Source organism: Pseudoalteromonas sp. 2CM39R, from assembly GCF_023161845.1.
On record NZ_JALNTM010000001.1, the window covers coordinates 19,715 to 34,670 of the forward strand.

Consider the following 14,956-nt stretch of genomic DNA (forward strand, 5'->3'; position numbering starts at 1 on the left):
GGAGTATTTTTTCAGACATAGGTTGAATAGACTAGCTAATGAATACTAATATGCTTTATTAGTAATACTTATTAATAGGCTGGTGGATGATCAAACAAAACCTCAATGAATTGAACTATTTTGTCATTGTGGCAAGAACGGGAAGTTTTACGCGTGCTGCGGCCCAGTTAGGCGTAACTCAGTCTGCCTTGAGTCAGGCTATTCGTTCACTAGAAGCAAATTTAGATATTCGTTTGTTAACCAGAACAACTCGAAGCGTATCGCCGACTCTCGCCGGGGAGCGTTTACTCAATGCAATAGGGCATCGTTTTGATGATATTGAAAATGAGTTAGAAGCGTTAACTGAACTCAGAGATAAACCTGCGGGCACGGTAAAAATTACTTGTGGTGATTTTATAATTCAGAGCACATTACTCCCAAAACTGGCCAATGTATTAAAGCAATACCCAGATATTAATATTGAATTTAATGTTAACTATGGCTACACAGACATTGTTGCTCAGCGTATCGACGCTGGTGTTCGCCTTGGCGAAACTATAGATAAAGATATGATTGCAGTGCCTATTGGTAAAGAGCTCAATATGGCAGCTGTTGCAAGCCCTGAGTATTTTGCTAAGCATCAAAAGCCTAACACGCCAAAGGAGCTTACTGCACATAATTGTATCAACATTCGCTTTCCGACCCATGGCGGTTTATATGCATGGGAGTTTGAAAAAGAGGGGGAGGAGCTCAATGTGAATGTACGTGGTCAATTAATCTTTAATACCTCTCATCATATTGTTGAGGCTGCATTACAGGGGTTAGGTATTGCGTTTCTACCTGAAGAAGAGTTTGGTGAGCATATAAAAAATGGTAATTTAATTAAAGTGCTAGCTGATTGGTGCCCCGCATTTCCCGGTTATTATTTGTATTACCCGAGCCGCAGACAACCGTCTCCGGCATTTAAAATTGTGTTAGAAGCATTAAAACAGCAATAGAGTGCGGTATTGAGATACCACACTCTATAATTATTACTTATGGCGGCCTTGTAAACAGCTCACCACATCAGCCAATGATAGGCCTTGGCGCTGTAATAACACAGTTAAGTGATACAGTAAGTCTGCCGATTCATTGGTTAATTCATCGTTATCATGTTTCATAGCTGCAAGGGCAACTTCAACGCCTTCTTCACCCACTTTTTGGCAACTACGGCTTAAGTCTTTTGCAAACAAAGACGCTGTGTAGCTTTTACTTGGATCATCGTCTTTACGCGAGACAATCACTTGTTCAAGCTCAGCTAAAAACGACAAGCTAGGTTTAGCATCATCGCCGAAGCAGCTTTGTGTACCAAGGTGGCATGTTGGCCCAAGTGGGTTCGCTAGCACTAATAGTGAGTCGTAATCGCAGTCGGTGTGTACTGAGACTACTTCAAGGTAGTTTTCTGATGTTTCGCCTTTGGTCCATAAACGCTCTTTAGAGCGCGAGTAAAAGGTTACTTTTTGTTTGTCGAAAGTGGCAGCTAATGCGTCTTGATTCATAAAGCCTTGCATTAAAATGACACCAGAGCGTGCATCTTGCACAATAGCTGGGATCAATTCGCTTTTGGCAAAATCGACTTGAGAAAGAGTGTCTTTGGTTAATTGCATAGTCTTGCCGCTACATTATTATCAGTTAAAAATTGTTTTAGTTCGCCAATATCAATGACGTTCTTGTGAAATACGCTGGCAGCGAGCGCGCCATCAACTTGGCTTTGTTGAAACACATCAACAAAGTCTTGCATCGTACCTGCGCCGCCCGATGCAATTAGTGGAATATCGCACAGTGCACGCATTTTTGATAGCTGAACATTGTCGTAGCCTTTACGCACGCCGTCTTGATTCATGCAGTTGAGTACAATTTCACCAGCGCCTAGGTCTTGCACGCGCTTAACCCATTCTTCGGTTTTATAGCGAGTACGGCTTGATGCATTTGGGTCGCCAGTCAGCTGGTACACTAAATACTCGCCAGTGTTTTCATCATAAAAGCTATCAATACCTACGACCACACATTGTTTACCAAACTCATCGTGTAATTCTTTGATAAGCTCTGGGCGAGCAATTGCAGGGCTGTTAATACTGATTTTATCTGCGCCACGTTCTAAAACACGTGCTGCATCAGCAACAGACTTAATGCCGCCCGCCACACAAAATGGAATATCAATGTGGCGCGCAATGTTCTCTACCCAATTGACATCGAGTAGGCGTTTTTCGACGCTGGCACTGATTTCATAAAATACCAGTTCATCCGCACCGGCATCGCTGTAAGCTTTGGCAAGCGTTAAAATATCACCAACCACTTCATGGCCTTTAAATTTAACACCTTTAACGACTTGGCCGTCTTTTACATCTAAACAAGGGATTATGCGTTTTGATAACATGCTAACGCCTCCTCAACATTAAAGGCACCATCGAGCAATGATTTACCTAAAATAACACCGCCAACACCCAGTTTTTTCAGCTTTGCAATATCATCCAGTGAGCTTACACCGCCTGATGCTTGAACTTTAATCTCGCTGTTGTGGTTGGTTAAATCTTCATAAAGTGCAAACGAAGGGCCGGTCATGGTGCCGTCTTTACTGATGTCAGTACACAGAAAATCAACCACACCAAGTGCCACGTAAAAATCAACAAGTTCGAACAAGCCAAACTCAGATTCACTTAACCAACCATGTGTTGCTGGTGCCCAGCCGTTATCAGTTTTATTTACATCTAGTGCGATAACAAAGTGTTTACTGCCAAACTTTTCAATCCAAGCCTTTACTTGCTCACGCTTTTCAACGGCCATTGAGCCAATCACGACTTGGTTAGCACCGGCTTCAAGCCAGTCGGCAACATCTTGCTCAGAGCGAATACCACCGCCCACTTGATAAGGAACATTAAGCGCTTTAGTTGCAGCTTGAATGTGCTGCCACTGTTTTTTATTTGGATCGCGCGCGCCTTCTAAATCAACCAGGTGCAGCTTACCTGCGCCGCTATTTGCATACTCTTGTAAGCGTGCGCCAAGTTCGTAAGGGTAAAATTGTGCGGTATCATACTTACCTTGGTATAAGCGCACAATTTGGTTTTGTAATACATCGAGTGCTGGAATAATCACGTTTATTTCTCTTATTTTTTTGCTGCGCTTACAGCTGCCAATCTAAAAAATTTTGTAAAAGTCGGGTGCCTACTTTGGCGCTTCGCTCTGGGTGAAACTGCATGCCTGCGTAGTTATCTTTAGCAACTATCGCTGAAAAAGCTTGCCCGTATTCACCACTAACTAGGGTGGCCTCGTTTACTGTGTGAGCAAAACTATGCACAAAGTACACTTGATCTTGCGCCGATAACCCTTTGGTGAGGGCATGCTCTTTTAATACGCTTAGGTCGTTCCAGCCCATGTGCGGTGAAGTTAATTCACCTACATCTAAGTGCTTAACAATACCTGGAATTTTGCCAAGGCAATCAACGTTGCCTTCTTCAGTGCTGTCGCAAAGTAATTGCATGCCTAAACAAATGCCCATTAACGGGCGCTGATATTCATCAATTGCTTGCTGCCAACCACCGTCCTTTAAGCGTTTCATGGCAACAGAAGCATGGCCTACGCCTGGTAAAATAGCACGTTCAAAGCCTTTTAGTTGCTCAGGTGAGGTGATCACCTCAGGATTTTTACCTAAGCGTTCAAAGGCAAAACGAACAGAGTTAATGTTGGCACAACCGGTATTAATTATGGCAATCATAAACACCCCTTAGAGCTTGCTGTTTGTTGTGAAGCATCTTTTGCAATCGCAGCGCGAAGTGCTCTTGCAAACGCTTTAAATAGACCTTCAACTTGGTGATGACAATTACCATCGCTAACCGACAAAATAAGGCTCATGGCGGCATTATCACTTAAGCTTTTAAAGAAGTGCTCAACCATTTGTACGTCTAAGTCGCCGACTTTTTCACGGCTAAAATCAGCATTTAATACAAACGAGGCACGGCCCGATAAGTCAATTTGCGCTTCTGCTTTGCATTCATCCATAGGGAGTGCAAAGCCATAACGACCAATTTGCGTTTTTGTACCTAGCGCTTGTTTAAGGGCAAGGCCAAGTGCAATGCCGATATCTTCAACTAGGTGGTGCTCATCAATGTGTAAGTCGCCAGTGGCTTGAATATTAAGTCCGATATTGGCGTGTGTGCGAATTTGGTCAAGCATGTGATCGAAAAAGCCAAGGCCAGTGCTAATTTCGCCATTTTTTGTTTGGTCTAAATTAACTTGCACATCGATTTGTGTTTCTTTGGTGTTGCGAGTGACACGGCCTTCACGGTTCGCGGTTGTCAGCTTAGTGACAATGGTATCCCAACTGCCGTCGTACAAAATGCCTTCACAACATAAGTTATTGGCAAGTCCAATATCAGTTTGGCGGTCACCAATCACAAATGAGCGTGCTAAATCGACTTTACCCGAGCGCATTAGCTCAGTAAGTAAGCCAGTTTTTGGTTTACGGCAGTCACAATTTTGCTCATCAAAGTGAGGGCAGATCAGAACTTCATCAAATTTAATCCCTTGGCTATTTAAGATATCCATCATCTTGTCTTGAGCAATATCAAAATCAGCCGTTGGGAAGCTATCAGTGCCTAAACCATCTTGATTAGATACCATAACAAGGCGGTAACCTGCCGCTTGAAGTTGTAATAGAGCAGGGATCACATTTGGCAAAAACACTAATTTTTCTAGGCTATCAACCTGTTTGTCGGTGATAGGCTCTTCGATAATCGTGCCATCGCGGTCAATAAATAAATACGGGTTGCTCATGATAATTCCTGTTCTACTGTTTTACTGGTCAGTGATAAGCCATCTAACCAAACTTTTACTTGTTCTAGTTCTTGCTCGTTACCGATAGAAATTCGTAACCAATCATCTTCGCCATATAAGGTGAAGGCACGCATTACGAGTCCTTGCTCAAGTGCGATATTAAAGGATTGTTTGTCTTTTAATTTTAAAGTGACAAAGTTACCTTCACCGCTCAGCACTTTGATAACAGCAGGTGATTGCTCAAGCCAATTTTTTAGTTTGCTTTTTAAGCTATTTAGAATTGTCACCTGACGGCGCATTGAAGCGATGTTGTCACTACTTAATGCGTCTGCTGCAATGCTCGCTACCACTGTTGATACAGGGTAAGGCGCAATCACTTTACGAATAGGCGCAAGTAGCTCGCTGTTGGCTAATGTGAAGCCTGTTCTTAAACCCGCTAGTGCAAATGCTTTTGATAAAGTCCTTAGTACCACAAGGTTACTAAACTCGTTTATTAGGCTTGCCGCTGTTTGTTCTGGGCAAAATTCTATATAAGCTTCATCCACCACTACAATCGCTTTACCCGCAAGTTGTTGGGTGATTTTTCTGATTTTGTCTAGGCTTGTCATGCTGCCGGTAGGGTTATTTGGATTACAAATAAACACCAGCTTTGAATTAGCAACCGCAGTTACAATCTCATCAACCGTGCCTTTTAATAACAGCTCTTGAGTTAAACCGTTAATCGCGATGTTGTGGGTATCAGCTGTGACTTTGTACATGCCGTAAGTTGGCAAAAAGAGTGCAATGCTATCTTTAGCGGGGCTACAAAAAGTACGTACTAATAGTTCGATTCCTTCATCAGCGCCACGAGTCATCAGTACTTGCTCAGGCTCTAGGTTAGCATAGCAAGCGTAACGATTAATCACTTGCTGAGGCTGTGGATCTGGGTAGCGATTTAAATCAGCTAAATTGATATTTGGCGTACGTGAATACGGGCTTTCGTTGGCATTTAACCATGTTGTGCCTGTCAGCTTTTCACTTTTCGCCGAACTGTAGGCTGTAAGCGCTGCAATGTTATCTGGCAACAGTGTTGTTATTTTTGAATTATCGCTCATTGTTCATAGCCTCAAGACGAATCGAAACAGCGTTAGCGTGAGCATCAAGCCCCTCTGCTGCAGCCAAAGGTAAAATTGCTTTAGATAATTCACGTAAGCCATTTTTACTGATGGTTTGCACTGTGTAAGTTCTAAAGAAGTCTAGTAAGTTTAAGCTCGAATAGGTCGCACTGTAACCATACGTTGGTAGTACGTGGTTCGTGCCAGACGCATAGTCACCGGCAGACTCCGGGGTGTAATCACCTACAAATACTGAGCCGGCATTTTTCACTAAGCTTAAATAAGGCTGCGCATCAGCAAGTTGTAAAATAAGGTGCTCAGGACCATATTCAGCAGATACCGCAAAGGCTTGCTTAACCGAGTCCACTAAAATCAAGCTTGAATTAGCAAGGGCTTGCTCGGCAGTGTCTTTACGACTCAACTTTGCTAGCTGCTCTGTTAATGCTTGCTGTGTTTTTTCAATGATGCGCTCGCTGTTACATAGTAAAATAACTTGCGAATCAGCACCGTGCTCTGCTTGCGACAATAAATCTGCCGCAATAAACTCTGGGTTTGCACGTTCATCAGCAATCACTAACACTTCAGAAGGGCCTGCTGGCATATCAATCGCCATACCTGGAATGGTTTGCGCAACAAGTTGTTTTGCCATGGTGACAAAGCTATTTCCCGGGCCAAAAATCTTGTTCACTTTAGGCACTGACTCTGTGCCGTATGCCATTGCTGCAATTGCTCCGGCGCCGCCACTTTCTACAATGGTTTTAATACCACATAGTTTTGCTGCATATAAAATGGCTGGGTTGATAGTTTCGTCGGCTTTTACAGGTGTAGTAAGCACCACAGTTTGTGCACCACTTAACTGTGCAAGAACCCCTTGCATAATCACTGACGATGGCAGTGGCGCACTGCCACCTGGCACGTAAATACCTACCGCTTCAATGGCTTGATATTTAAGTTCACACAATACGCCAGGTTGCGTTGTTAACTTAATGTCTTTAGGTAACTGTGCTTGGTGAAAGCGTTTTACATTGGCATAGGCCGTTTCGATGGCGGCTTTTAACTCGTTTGATAATAACTGCTCAGCTTGGTTTATTTCTTCAATTGGCACTAATAAGCGAGGTGTTTCGCGCTTATCAAACTCTTTTGCCATTTTTAATAACGCTGCGTCACCCTCAGTTTTAACTGCATTTAAGATGTCGATGCAAATTGCTTCAACCTCTTTACTTGCAGTAACAGCAGGGCGGGTAAGAACCGCCTGCTGTGCTTGTTGATTTTCCTCATTCCAGCGAAACATGGATAATTACTCCATCATTTTTTCAATTGGCATAACAAGAATTGAGTTGGCACCCAGTGCTTTTAACTGTTCCATTGTTTCCCAGAAAAGGGTTTCGCTGCTAACCATGTGTAGTGCTACATAATCGTCGCTACCAGCAAGCGATAGTAAAGTCGGTTGGCCTGTGCCTGGTAGTAAGTCGCATACTTCATCAAGCTTTGCTTTTGGTGCGTGTAGCATGATGTATTTACTTTCTTTTGCTTGGCGCACACCACGTAAACGCGGCATTAACGTGTTGATTAAATCAAGTTTGCTTTGATCAGTAAGGTCTTTGTTTTGAATTAAACATGCATTTGATTCTAAGATGGTGTCGCCTTGCATTAAGCCATTAGCTTCTAAGGTTGCGCCAGTAGACACTAGGTCACAAATTGCATCAGCTAAACCAGCACGCGGTGCAACTTCAACAGAGCCCGTTAACATCACTGTGCTTGCATTGATGCCTTCGCGTTTTAGGTATTGGCTTAAGATTTCTGGGTAGGTAGTGGCAATGCGTTTACCTTCAAACCAGCTTTTATCTTGTGGACCAAGTTCTTGTGGCCATGCAAGTGCAAGGCGGCAGTAACCAAAATCAAGCTTAGAAAGTTTATTTACCTCGAATGCCACGCCTTGGCGTTCGCGTTCGGCTTGAACTTCAACAAGTACGTTTTCACCAACGATACCTAGGTCACACACACCGTCCATTACTAGGCCCGGAATATCGTCATCGCGCACGCGTAGTACGTCAATTGGCATGTTGGTAGAGTGTGCGATTAAACGTTGTTCACGAAGATTTAATTTAACACCAAGTTGCTTTAGTAACTCTTGGCAGTCTTTTGATAAGCGGCCGCCTTTTTGGATGGCGATTCGTAAACGGTTGGTATTGCTCATTATTCATTTTCCTTTAATTCAAAAACTAAAAACCCCGAGGGAACCTCAGGGCGAAAATAAATAATTTGGTTGATTACTCGCCAGAGGTTCCTTTTAGGAATAACCTCTCAGCGAAAAACCTGACAGGCTATTCCGGTGAATGATGGTGATGATGGATAGTTGTCAGATTGAAGCGCATAATTTTTCCTGTATTGAACTCGTTTGTGTAAACCAGTGCGTATATCTGTTTAAATAAGTTACGTATATAGATAAACATGCTTTGCTAATCTTTGGCAAGCATTTTTTTGCGAAATTAAAGTATATCTTATAACTGCCGATATATAATGGTTGGATAGTAGGTACAGTAGGAGGTGCAAATGGATATCATGATCCCCTTTTTAGGTCGAATAACGCGTTTACAGGTGGAGAGTAAAGGTGCGTTTCATATTGCGGGTTTAAAAGACGCAAACGTGCAGCGAATTGAGCTCGAAAAGCGTCAAAAGCGTGAAATAGAGCGCCGCAAAAAAGCCGCTGAAAATGGCGATAAAAACAGTAAAAATGCAATTGAAGAAGATGAAGAGGGTAATAAACACCTAGATACATGGGCTTAATACTCCATATAAGAATTTGTATTTATGCAACTGAGTGGTTTTTTCTGCTAACGTTAAGAGACACTTGTGTTGTTACTTACAAGGCAATTCAATGGAACGACCTTTATTACCATTAAACGAGCAAGCTAGACTTGAAGAGCTTCGTTCGTTGAATGTTTTAGACTCTCAAAGTGAGCCTGCCTTTGACCGAATCACTCGCCTTGCCCAACAATTTTTCTCTGTACCCATTTGTGTTATTAGCTTAATTGACGAGCATAGACAGTGGTTTAAGTCATGTGTGGGGCTAGATGTGACAGAGACCGCAAGAGATATTTCATTTTGCGCCCATGCAATTTTATACAAAGACCCGCTAGTAGTTGAAAATGCCTTAAACGATAAGCGTTTTGAAGATAACCCACTGGTAATGGGTGACCCAAATATTCGCTTTTATGCGGGCTGCCCAATTACACTTAAATCAGGAAATAGAATTGGTACTTTGTGCCTTATCGATCATCAACCACGCAGTTTTAGCAAACAAGAAACTAAAGCGCTAATAGACTTTGCTGCAATCGTCGAGCGAGAGCTTGCAATTATGCAGTTAGCCACTACCGATGAGCTTACCTTATTGCCTAATCGTCGCGGCTTTATTGGCACTGCAGAGCATTACCTTGATTTATGTATTCGCCAGCACTTAAAAGCTAAATTAGTGTTTATTGATTTAGATAATTTTAAAGCAATTAACGATAAATTTGGTCATGCTGCCGGGGATAGAGTACTGAAAGATTTTGCAGGATTACTAGAGAACTGTTGTCGCAAAGCGGATTTATTTGCACGTTTGGGCGGTGATGAGTTTGTAATTTTATTTACAGATTTAAATACCAGTGATTGCGATACCATAATGCAGCGCTTATTATTATCATTCAGTCACTTACCTAATAGCTTTAATAATCAAATTGAACTTAGTTTCTCTTATGGCATTGCTGATTTTTCTGATCAGCAGCCTTGCTCGCTGACTAAATTGCTGTCTGTTGCAGATAGTCGAATGTATGCAGAAAAAGCACAAAAAAAGGCTCGATAAACGAGCCTTTAAAGTAAAAAAACAGTGCTTAATTTTTCGCTTCTGCTGATTGAATACTACTTTGGATCAGCGGAGAAATTGTTAAACCTTGCACGATAATCGAAAAGATCACTACTACGTAGGTCACAATTACAATTAAGTTGTGAAGATCTGAGCCTGCAATCATTACTTGATCGCGTGGGATAGCAGCCGCCATTGCCAGCGCTAAACCACCCCGTAAGCCACCCCAAGTGAGTATTTTCACCGAGTGCTTATCGTATTGGCGATACTTTTTAAAGAACACAAATGGTGCACCTACACTTATAAAACGAGCTAGTAACACCACAGGTACCATCAGTAAACCTAAACCAATTTCTTCTAGGGTAATAGGCATAGTGACAATTAGCATACCGATGATCAAAAACAGCAATGCATTTAAAAAGCTATCGGTGGCATGCCAAAAGTCTTTTACGTAGCGAGTATCTTCAGGGCCTGTACGTTCTGTTGCTTTTGAACGAGTAATATTGCCTAGTAAAATACCACTGGTGACCATAGCAAGCGCACCTGAGATTTCCCAAATATTCGCTGCTGCAAAGCCGGCTGTTGGAATGGTCAGGGTTAGTAGTAAACGAATGTTCACATCGCGGCTATTAATAATTAAAAAATGCCCGACTAGTGCAATCACTAGACCAAACACAATACCGCCAATTGCATCAACCAAGAACAATTCAGCAACGTCAGTAAAGGTCGCTTCGGTGCCATAAAAGGCCACTGAAAATATCGTTGTGAAAATCACCAAACCAATACCATCATTAAACAAAGACTCACCTTCAACTTGCACAGAAATACCTTCTGGGGCTCGCATTTGTTTAATAATGGCTAACACTGCAATCGGATCGGTTGGGCTGATTAAAGCACCAAAAAGCAAGCAGTAAATAAACGGTACTGGCCAACCAACAAAAGCAAACAAATAATAGCTTAAGTAACCAACGATAACCGTTGAGGTAATGGTTGAAAATAACACTAATGCGGTAATTTCCCACCGTTGCTTACGAAGGGCTGCTAAGTTGATTTCCAGCGCACCTGCGAATAGCAAAAAGCCGAGCATACCTTTTAATAGCAACTGATTAAAGTTGATACTAGAGACAATTTGGGTCATTTCGAGGGCGGTAGTATCGCCAAGCATTTTAACGGCAAGAATAAGCAGCAAAGAAATAACAACAGAGCCAGTTGTTATAGCAATTGTGGTTTGCATTTTGAGGATGAATTGGTTAGCAAAAGCAATAAAAATAGCTAATGCTGAAAGAAAACAAATGAGGTACCAAGCATTCATTGTTTGACCTTAAATATTTTTATAACAAGACGCAGAAAGCAGTCACTTTCTGGCCGCATATAGTACGCCTCTAAAATAGGTATGTCACAGTGTTTATGCGATTTTCATGACATTTTAGAGTAAAAATTCAAGGCGCTGATTGCATATGTATAATCGCTGTTAATAATGTCTCAAAAGAGACAAAATAAACCTGACAAAAGCGCAATTATGATAAGTTCAGTTAGGTCAATCAGCCTGTTTAAACTGGGCTGATTCTTGGCTGGTATTAATAGCTCTGATTGGGTAAGGAATAACAATTCCTTCTTCTGCGTAACGTTGGTGTAATGCTTTAATAAAAGCTGATTTTACCCAAAAGCGATTAAAGTACTCTTTTGCTCTTAACATCACCGTAAAATTGATGCTTGATTGATCAAAAGTATGAAAAACCACAAAGGTTTCGTAATCATCGACGCCCCATTCATGGCTTTTTAATATCTGCCTAGCAACATCCAATGTAACCTGCTCAACTTTTTCAAGGTCGGAGCCATAATGAACACCCACCTCAACGGGAACGCTGAGCTCTTTTTCGGGATAAAAGTAGTTAATGATGCGCGATTTAGACAGCTGACTATTGGGGATGACTATCATGTTATTTGGCAACATTTTTACCCAGGTTGAGCGCCAACCAATTTTCTCAACAAAGCCTTGGTCGCCACTTTCAAGCTCTATAAAGTCGCCGACCCGAATAGGTTTATCAATCACCAACTGAACGCCAGAAAAGAAGTTTTCGAGTGTCGGTTGTAAAGCCAAAGCGACGGCAAGAGAGGTAATGCCCAAAGAGGCAATAATCGGAGTGATTGATATACCCAACGTGCCTAATAACACCAATAAGCCAACACACACAATTGCACAGCGGATCAAGCCTTTAATGATGCTATGACTATTCGAAACCACTACTGAGCGGGCGCTGTAATAATCAACGGTGCCAAATAAAAAATGGTCTAAAAATAACACTAAGGCAAAAATACAAATGGCTTTAGCGGTGGCCGCAATAGGTAAGGGGTGCTCAGACATAAAGCCGGTGATGTTTAATAACTGACCAAAAATGATCACAAGCACCATCATTGTGCACAAGGTCAATGGTGTAGAGAGTGAGTCAACCAGTAATGAGTCGAAAACAAAGTCGGTTCGTTGGGTCCATTTCCTTAAGCAATAGATGATTACAAACTTTAATAAAAACAGGGCTGTGGCAGCTAATACAGTACCACCAATGACGACCAGCCATGGCTCATTTAGCCATTCGTTTTGTATCAGATCAGTAATCATGCTTAGTCCTTAAACCCCAGATACTTGGCATTGCTGCAAGTTATGTACCCATACTTTTTATGGATACCTAAGCCTTTTGGCTGTGAATCACAAATAATGAGGTGAGCAAAATAAAAACAAATAAAAGGTACAAATGTTTAATAAATGTTATTATTTTGTATCAATAAATTTACACCCTCATTTGATTTGTTAACAATTGATAAACTTAAAATTTATTATCCTACTGTTAATTATGGACTTTTAATTTAGAGCTAATACTTTATTTGTAAATTTTTTGTTTCATTTTCAATTTCGCTCCATTCAATCTAGGCTGGTCACTAATCGGGAACAGTGCAGTCCGGTTACTAGGAAAATATTAAATACATAACAATCTAACGGAGCGTAAACGTGAATTTATCTAAAATCACATTAGCAACTCTTGCTGCTTTTGCTTTGACTCAAGCAACAAGTGCAGTAGCTGCGAACAAGAAATACCTAAACGAACAAACAGGGATTAACCAAGCTTTGCAAACCAATGCGTCATCAGTATTGAGTGCAAATCCAAATCAGTTAGTTGGTTTAGGTGCAGGGAATGATTTAGTTGTATTAAAAGAAATCAAAACCAGTAACGGCAACACTACGCGTCGTTATCAACAAATGTATCAAGGTCTACCAGTTATCGGCGATACGGTTAGCCTTACATTTGATGATAATGGTCAATTAAAACGTGCACATGGTGCAGCGGTGTATGATATCGCCGCCGACATAGATTCAGTGTCTCCGGCACTTAACAAGAAAAAAGCAATGGCAAAAGGCCTTGCTAATTCACCTGCTGCAATTAAATCGGTTGGGTTAAAAAAGCATAATGAACAGTCACGTTTAGCAATTTGGCTTGATGAAGACAGCGTTGCACACCTAGTGTATGAGGTATCTTATGTGACTTATGGCGATAACCCATCTCGTCCGTATCAGATTATTGATGCCAACAGCGGTGAAGTTTTATTTAGCTTCGATAACTTACAACATGCTAGTGCAACAGGCCCTGGTGGTAACTTAAAAACCGGTAAATACATCTACGGTACTGACTTTGATAGTCTAGATGTTACCCAATCTGGCAATACTTGTACGATGAATAACGCCAATGTAAGAACCATTAACTTAAATGGTAGTACAAGTGGTTCAACAGCGTATTCGTTTACATGTCCTGAAAATACCTTTAAAGAAATTAACGGTGCGTACTCGCCTTTAAATGATGCGCATTATTTCGGTAACGTAATTTTTAATATGTATAACGATTGGGTAGGCACTGCACCATTAACTTTCCAATTAAAAATGCGCGTTCATTACGGCAGTAATTACGAAAATGCGTTTTGGGATGGCAGTGCTATGACCTTTGGTGATGGTCAAAATACCTTCTATCCACTGGTAAGTCTTGACGTATCTGCGCATGAAGTAAGCCATGGTTTTACCGAGCAAAACTCAGGCCTCGTTTATTCTGGTAAATCAGGTGGTTTGAATGAAGCGTTCTCTGATATGGCAGGTGAAGCGGCCGAGTTTTACATGAAAGGCTCAAATGACTGGTTAGTGGGTCAGGAAATCTTCAAAGGTAACGGTGCATTACGTTACATGAATAACCCAACCCAAGATGGCAGCTCGATTGACCATCAAAACAATTACTACTCTGGTATGGATGTGCACTACAGCTCAGGTGTATTCAACAAGGCATTTTATAACCTTGCAACCACACCTGGTTGGGATACGCAAAAGGCGTTTGTTGTGATGGCGCGCGCTAACCAACTTTACTGGACTGCCAGCACAAATTGGGATTTAGCAGGTAACGGCGTGATGGATGCAGCCTGTGATTTAAGCTATGACCCAGCCGATGTTCAAGCGGCTCTTGCGGCGGTTGGTGTGACTTCAAGCTTAAGTGCGGGTAGTAGCTGTGGCACGACTGAGCCACCTCCGGGCGGTGATGAAGAGCTAACCAATGGCGTTGCTCGCACAGGGATCAGTGGTGCTGCTAAAGATCAAATGTTCTTTACTCTTGAAGTACCAGCAGGTGCAACGAATTTACAATTCAATACAACTGGTGGAAGTGGTGATGCAGACCTTTACGTTATGTACGGCGCAAAACCAACACTGAGCAACTTTGATTGTAAAAGCACTTCATCTACTAGCACAGAAAGCTGCGCTATCAGTAATGTGCAAGCGGGTACTTACTACGTAATGGTAGAAGCGTGGAATCAAATTTCAGGTGTATCACTTACTGGTAGCTTTGATTCGGGCAGCGGTGGTGGTGTAACACCAATTAACCGCACTGAGTCTAATTTAAGTGTTGGCACAAATAGCTGGACTCGTTTCACGCAAGACCTAGATGCTGGTTATTCATCACTTGATGTGACTATTTCTGGTGGCTCTGGTGATGCTGACTTGTATGTGAACTTTGGTTCTCAATCGACAACATCGAGCTATGACTGCCGTCCTTATAAAAACGGCAATAGCGAAACTTGCACATTTACAAACCCACAAGCGGGTACTTGGTATATCGACCTTCGCGGCTATCGCGCTGCAAGTGGTGTAACACTCACCATTTCGGCTAACTAGCCACCCTTTTAGGGAGCTTCGGCTCCCTTT

General features: G+C 41.9%; 14 protein-coding genes. 4 read left to right on the forward strand and 10 right to left on the reverse strand.

What is annotated here, in order from left to right:
• Positions 1-86: 86 nt before the first annotated feature.
• Positions 87-977, forward strand: coding sequence for a LysR family transcriptional regulator (locus MTF66_RS00100; protein ID WP_054563889.1), 891 nt, complete (start codon positions 87-89; stop codon positions 975-977).
• Between the two features lie 33 nt (positions 978-1,010).
• On the opposite strand, the gene hisIE is transcribed toward MTF66_RS00100, so the two are convergent.
• Genes hisIE through hisG form a run of 8 tightly spaced genes read right to left on the reverse strand, consistent with a single transcriptional unit; the run spans position 1,011 to position 8,079 of the window.
• Entirely contained in the window at positions 1,011-1,625 is a 615-nt protein-coding gene (gene hisIE / locus MTF66_RS00105; RefSeq protein WP_054552013.1) for a bifunctional phosphoribosyl-AMP cyclohydrolase/phosphoribosyl-ATP diphosphatase HisIE, read from the reverse strand.
• On the reverse strand, positions 1,616-2,395 hold the full coding sequence (gene hisF / locus MTF66_RS00110) for an imidazole glycerol phosphate synthase subunit HisF (RefSeq protein WP_054552014.1): 780 nt from the start codon (positions 2,393-2,395) through the stop codon (positions 1,616-1,618). The genes hisIE and hisF overlap by 10 nt, the downstream gene beginning before the upstream one ends.
• Entirely contained in the window at positions 2,377-3,111 is a 735-nt protein-coding gene (locus tag MTF66_RS00115; protein ID WP_248525821.1) for a 1-(5-phosphoribosyl)-5-[(5-phosphoribosylamino)methylideneamino] imidazole-4-carboxamide isomerase, read from the reverse strand. Before MTF66_RS00115 ends, hisF begins: the two co-directional genes overlap by 19 nt.
• A 28-nt stretch (positions 3,112-3,139) precedes the next feature.
• Complete coding sequence (gene hisH / locus MTF66_RS00120) at positions 3,140-3,730, reverse strand: imidazole glycerol phosphate synthase subunit HisH (RefSeq protein ID WP_248525822.1); 591 nt, start codon at positions 3,728-3,730, stop codon at positions 3,140-3,142.
• On the reverse strand, positions 3,727-4,788 hold the full coding sequence (gene hisB, locus MTF66_RS00125) for a bifunctional histidinol-phosphatase/imidazoleglycerol-phosphate dehydratase HisB (RefSeq protein ID WP_138625307.1): 1,062 nt from the start codon (positions 4,786-4,788) through the stop codon (positions 3,727-3,729). Before hisB ends, hisH begins: the two co-directional genes overlap by 4 nt.
• Positions 4,785-5,882, reverse strand: a complete 1,098-nt coding sequence (gene hisC, locus MTF66_RS00130) for a histidinol-phosphate transaminase (protein ID WP_248525823.1) — start codon at positions 5,880-5,882, stop codon at positions 4,785-4,787. Before hisC ends, hisB begins: the two co-directional genes overlap by 4 nt.
• Positions 5,872-7,173 carry a histidinol dehydrogenase gene (gene hisD, locus MTF66_RS00135; protein WP_248525824.1) on the reverse strand — a complete coding sequence of 434 codons (1,302 nt, stop codon included), beginning with the start codon at positions 7,171-7,173 and terminating at the stop codon, positions 5,872-5,874. The genes hisC and hisD overlap by 11 nt, the downstream gene beginning before the upstream one ends.
• A gap of 6 nt (positions 7,174-7,179) precedes the next feature.
• The gene (gene hisG, locus MTF66_RS00140; RefSeq protein ID WP_054563881.1) at positions 7,180-8,079 is read right to left on the reverse strand and encodes an ATP phosphoribosyltransferase; all 900 of its coding nucleotides are present in this window, start codon (positions 8,077-8,079) and stop codon (positions 7,180-7,182) included.
• Positions 8,080-8,435: 356 nt separating this feature from the next.
• On the opposite strand from hisG, the gene MTF66_RS00145 reads away from it, so the two are divergent.
• Complete coding sequence (locus MTF66_RS00145; protein WP_248525825.1) at positions 8,436-8,669, forward strand: hypothetical protein; 234 nt, start codon at positions 8,436-8,438, stop codon at positions 8,667-8,669.
• Between the two features lie 91 nt (positions 8,670-8,760).
• Positions 8,761-9,726: a sensor domain-containing diguanylate cyclase gene (locus tag MTF66_RS00150; RefSeq protein ID WP_248525827.1), complete on the forward strand. Its 966-nt coding sequence runs from the start codon at positions 8,761-8,763 to the stop codon at positions 9,724-9,726.
• A 28-nt stretch (positions 9,727-9,754) separates the two neighbouring features.
• On the opposite strand, the gene MTF66_RS00155 is transcribed toward MTF66_RS00150, so the two are convergent.
• Together MTF66_RS00155 and MTF66_RS00160 are read right to left on the reverse strand one after the other, a co-directional pair.
• Positions 9,755-11,038, reverse strand: coding sequence for a sodium:proton antiporter (locus MTF66_RS00155; RefSeq protein WP_062565648.1), 1,284 nt, complete (start codon positions 11,036-11,038; stop codon positions 9,755-9,757).
• A gap of 225 nt (positions 11,039-11,263) precedes the next feature.
• Complete coding sequence (locus tag MTF66_RS00160) at positions 11,264-12,343, reverse strand: mechanosensitive ion channel family protein (protein WP_248525828.1); 1,080 nt, start codon at positions 12,341-12,343, stop codon at positions 11,264-11,266.
• Positions 12,344-12,730: 387 nt separating this feature from the next.
• On the opposite strand from MTF66_RS00160, the gene MTF66_RS00165 reads away from it, so the two are divergent.
• Positions 12,731-14,926, forward strand: coding sequence for a pre-peptidase C-terminal domain-containing protein (locus tag MTF66_RS00165; RefSeq protein WP_248525829.1), 2,196 nt, complete (start codon positions 12,731-12,733; stop codon positions 14,924-14,926).
• The last annotated feature ends 30 nt before the right edge of the window (positions 14,927-14,956 follow it).

Coding starts and splice junctions, on each gene's coding strand:
- MTF66_RS00100 (WP_054563889.1), top strand. CDS start 87: ATGATCAAACAAAACCTCAATGAATTGAACTATTTTGTCATTGTGGCA.
- hisIE (WP_054552013.1), bottom strand. CDS start 1,625: ATGCAATTAACCAAAGACACTCTTTCTCAAGTCGATTTTGCCAAAAGC.
- hisF (WP_054552014.1), bottom strand. CDS start 2,395: ATGTTATCAAAACGCATAATCCCTTGTTTAGATGTAAAAGACGGCCAA.
- hisH (WP_248525822.1), bottom strand. CDS start 3,730: ATGATTGCCATAATTAATACCGGTTGTGCCAACATTAACTCTGTTCGT.
- hisB (WP_138625307.1), bottom strand. CDS start 4,788: ATGAGCAACCCGTATTTATTTATTGACCGCGATGGCACGATTATCGAA.
- hisC (WP_248525823.1), bottom strand. CDS start 5,882: ATGAGCGATAATTCAAAAATAACAACACTGTTGCCAGATAACATTGCA.
- hisD (WP_248525824.1), bottom strand. CDS start 7,173: ATGTTTCGCTGGAATGAGGAAAATCAACAAGCACAGCAGGCGGTTCTT.
- hisG (WP_054563881.1), bottom strand. CDS start 8,079: ATGAGCAATACCAACCGTTTACGAATCGCCATCCAAAAAGGCGGCCGC.
- MTF66_RS00145 (WP_248525825.1), top strand. CDS start 8,436: ATGGATATCATGATCCCCTTTTTAGGTCGAATAACGCGTTTACAGGTG.
- MTF66_RS00150 (WP_248525827.1), top strand. CDS start 8,761: ATGGAACGACCTTTATTACCATTAAACGAGCAAGCTAGACTTGAAGAG.
- MTF66_RS00155 (WP_062565648.1), bottom strand. CDS start 11,038: ATGAATGCTTGGTACCTCATTTGTTTTCTTTCAGCATTAGCTATTTTT.
- MTF66_RS00160 (WP_248525828.1), bottom strand. CDS start 12,343: ATGATTACTGATCTGATACAAAACGAATGGCTAAATGAGCCATGGCTG.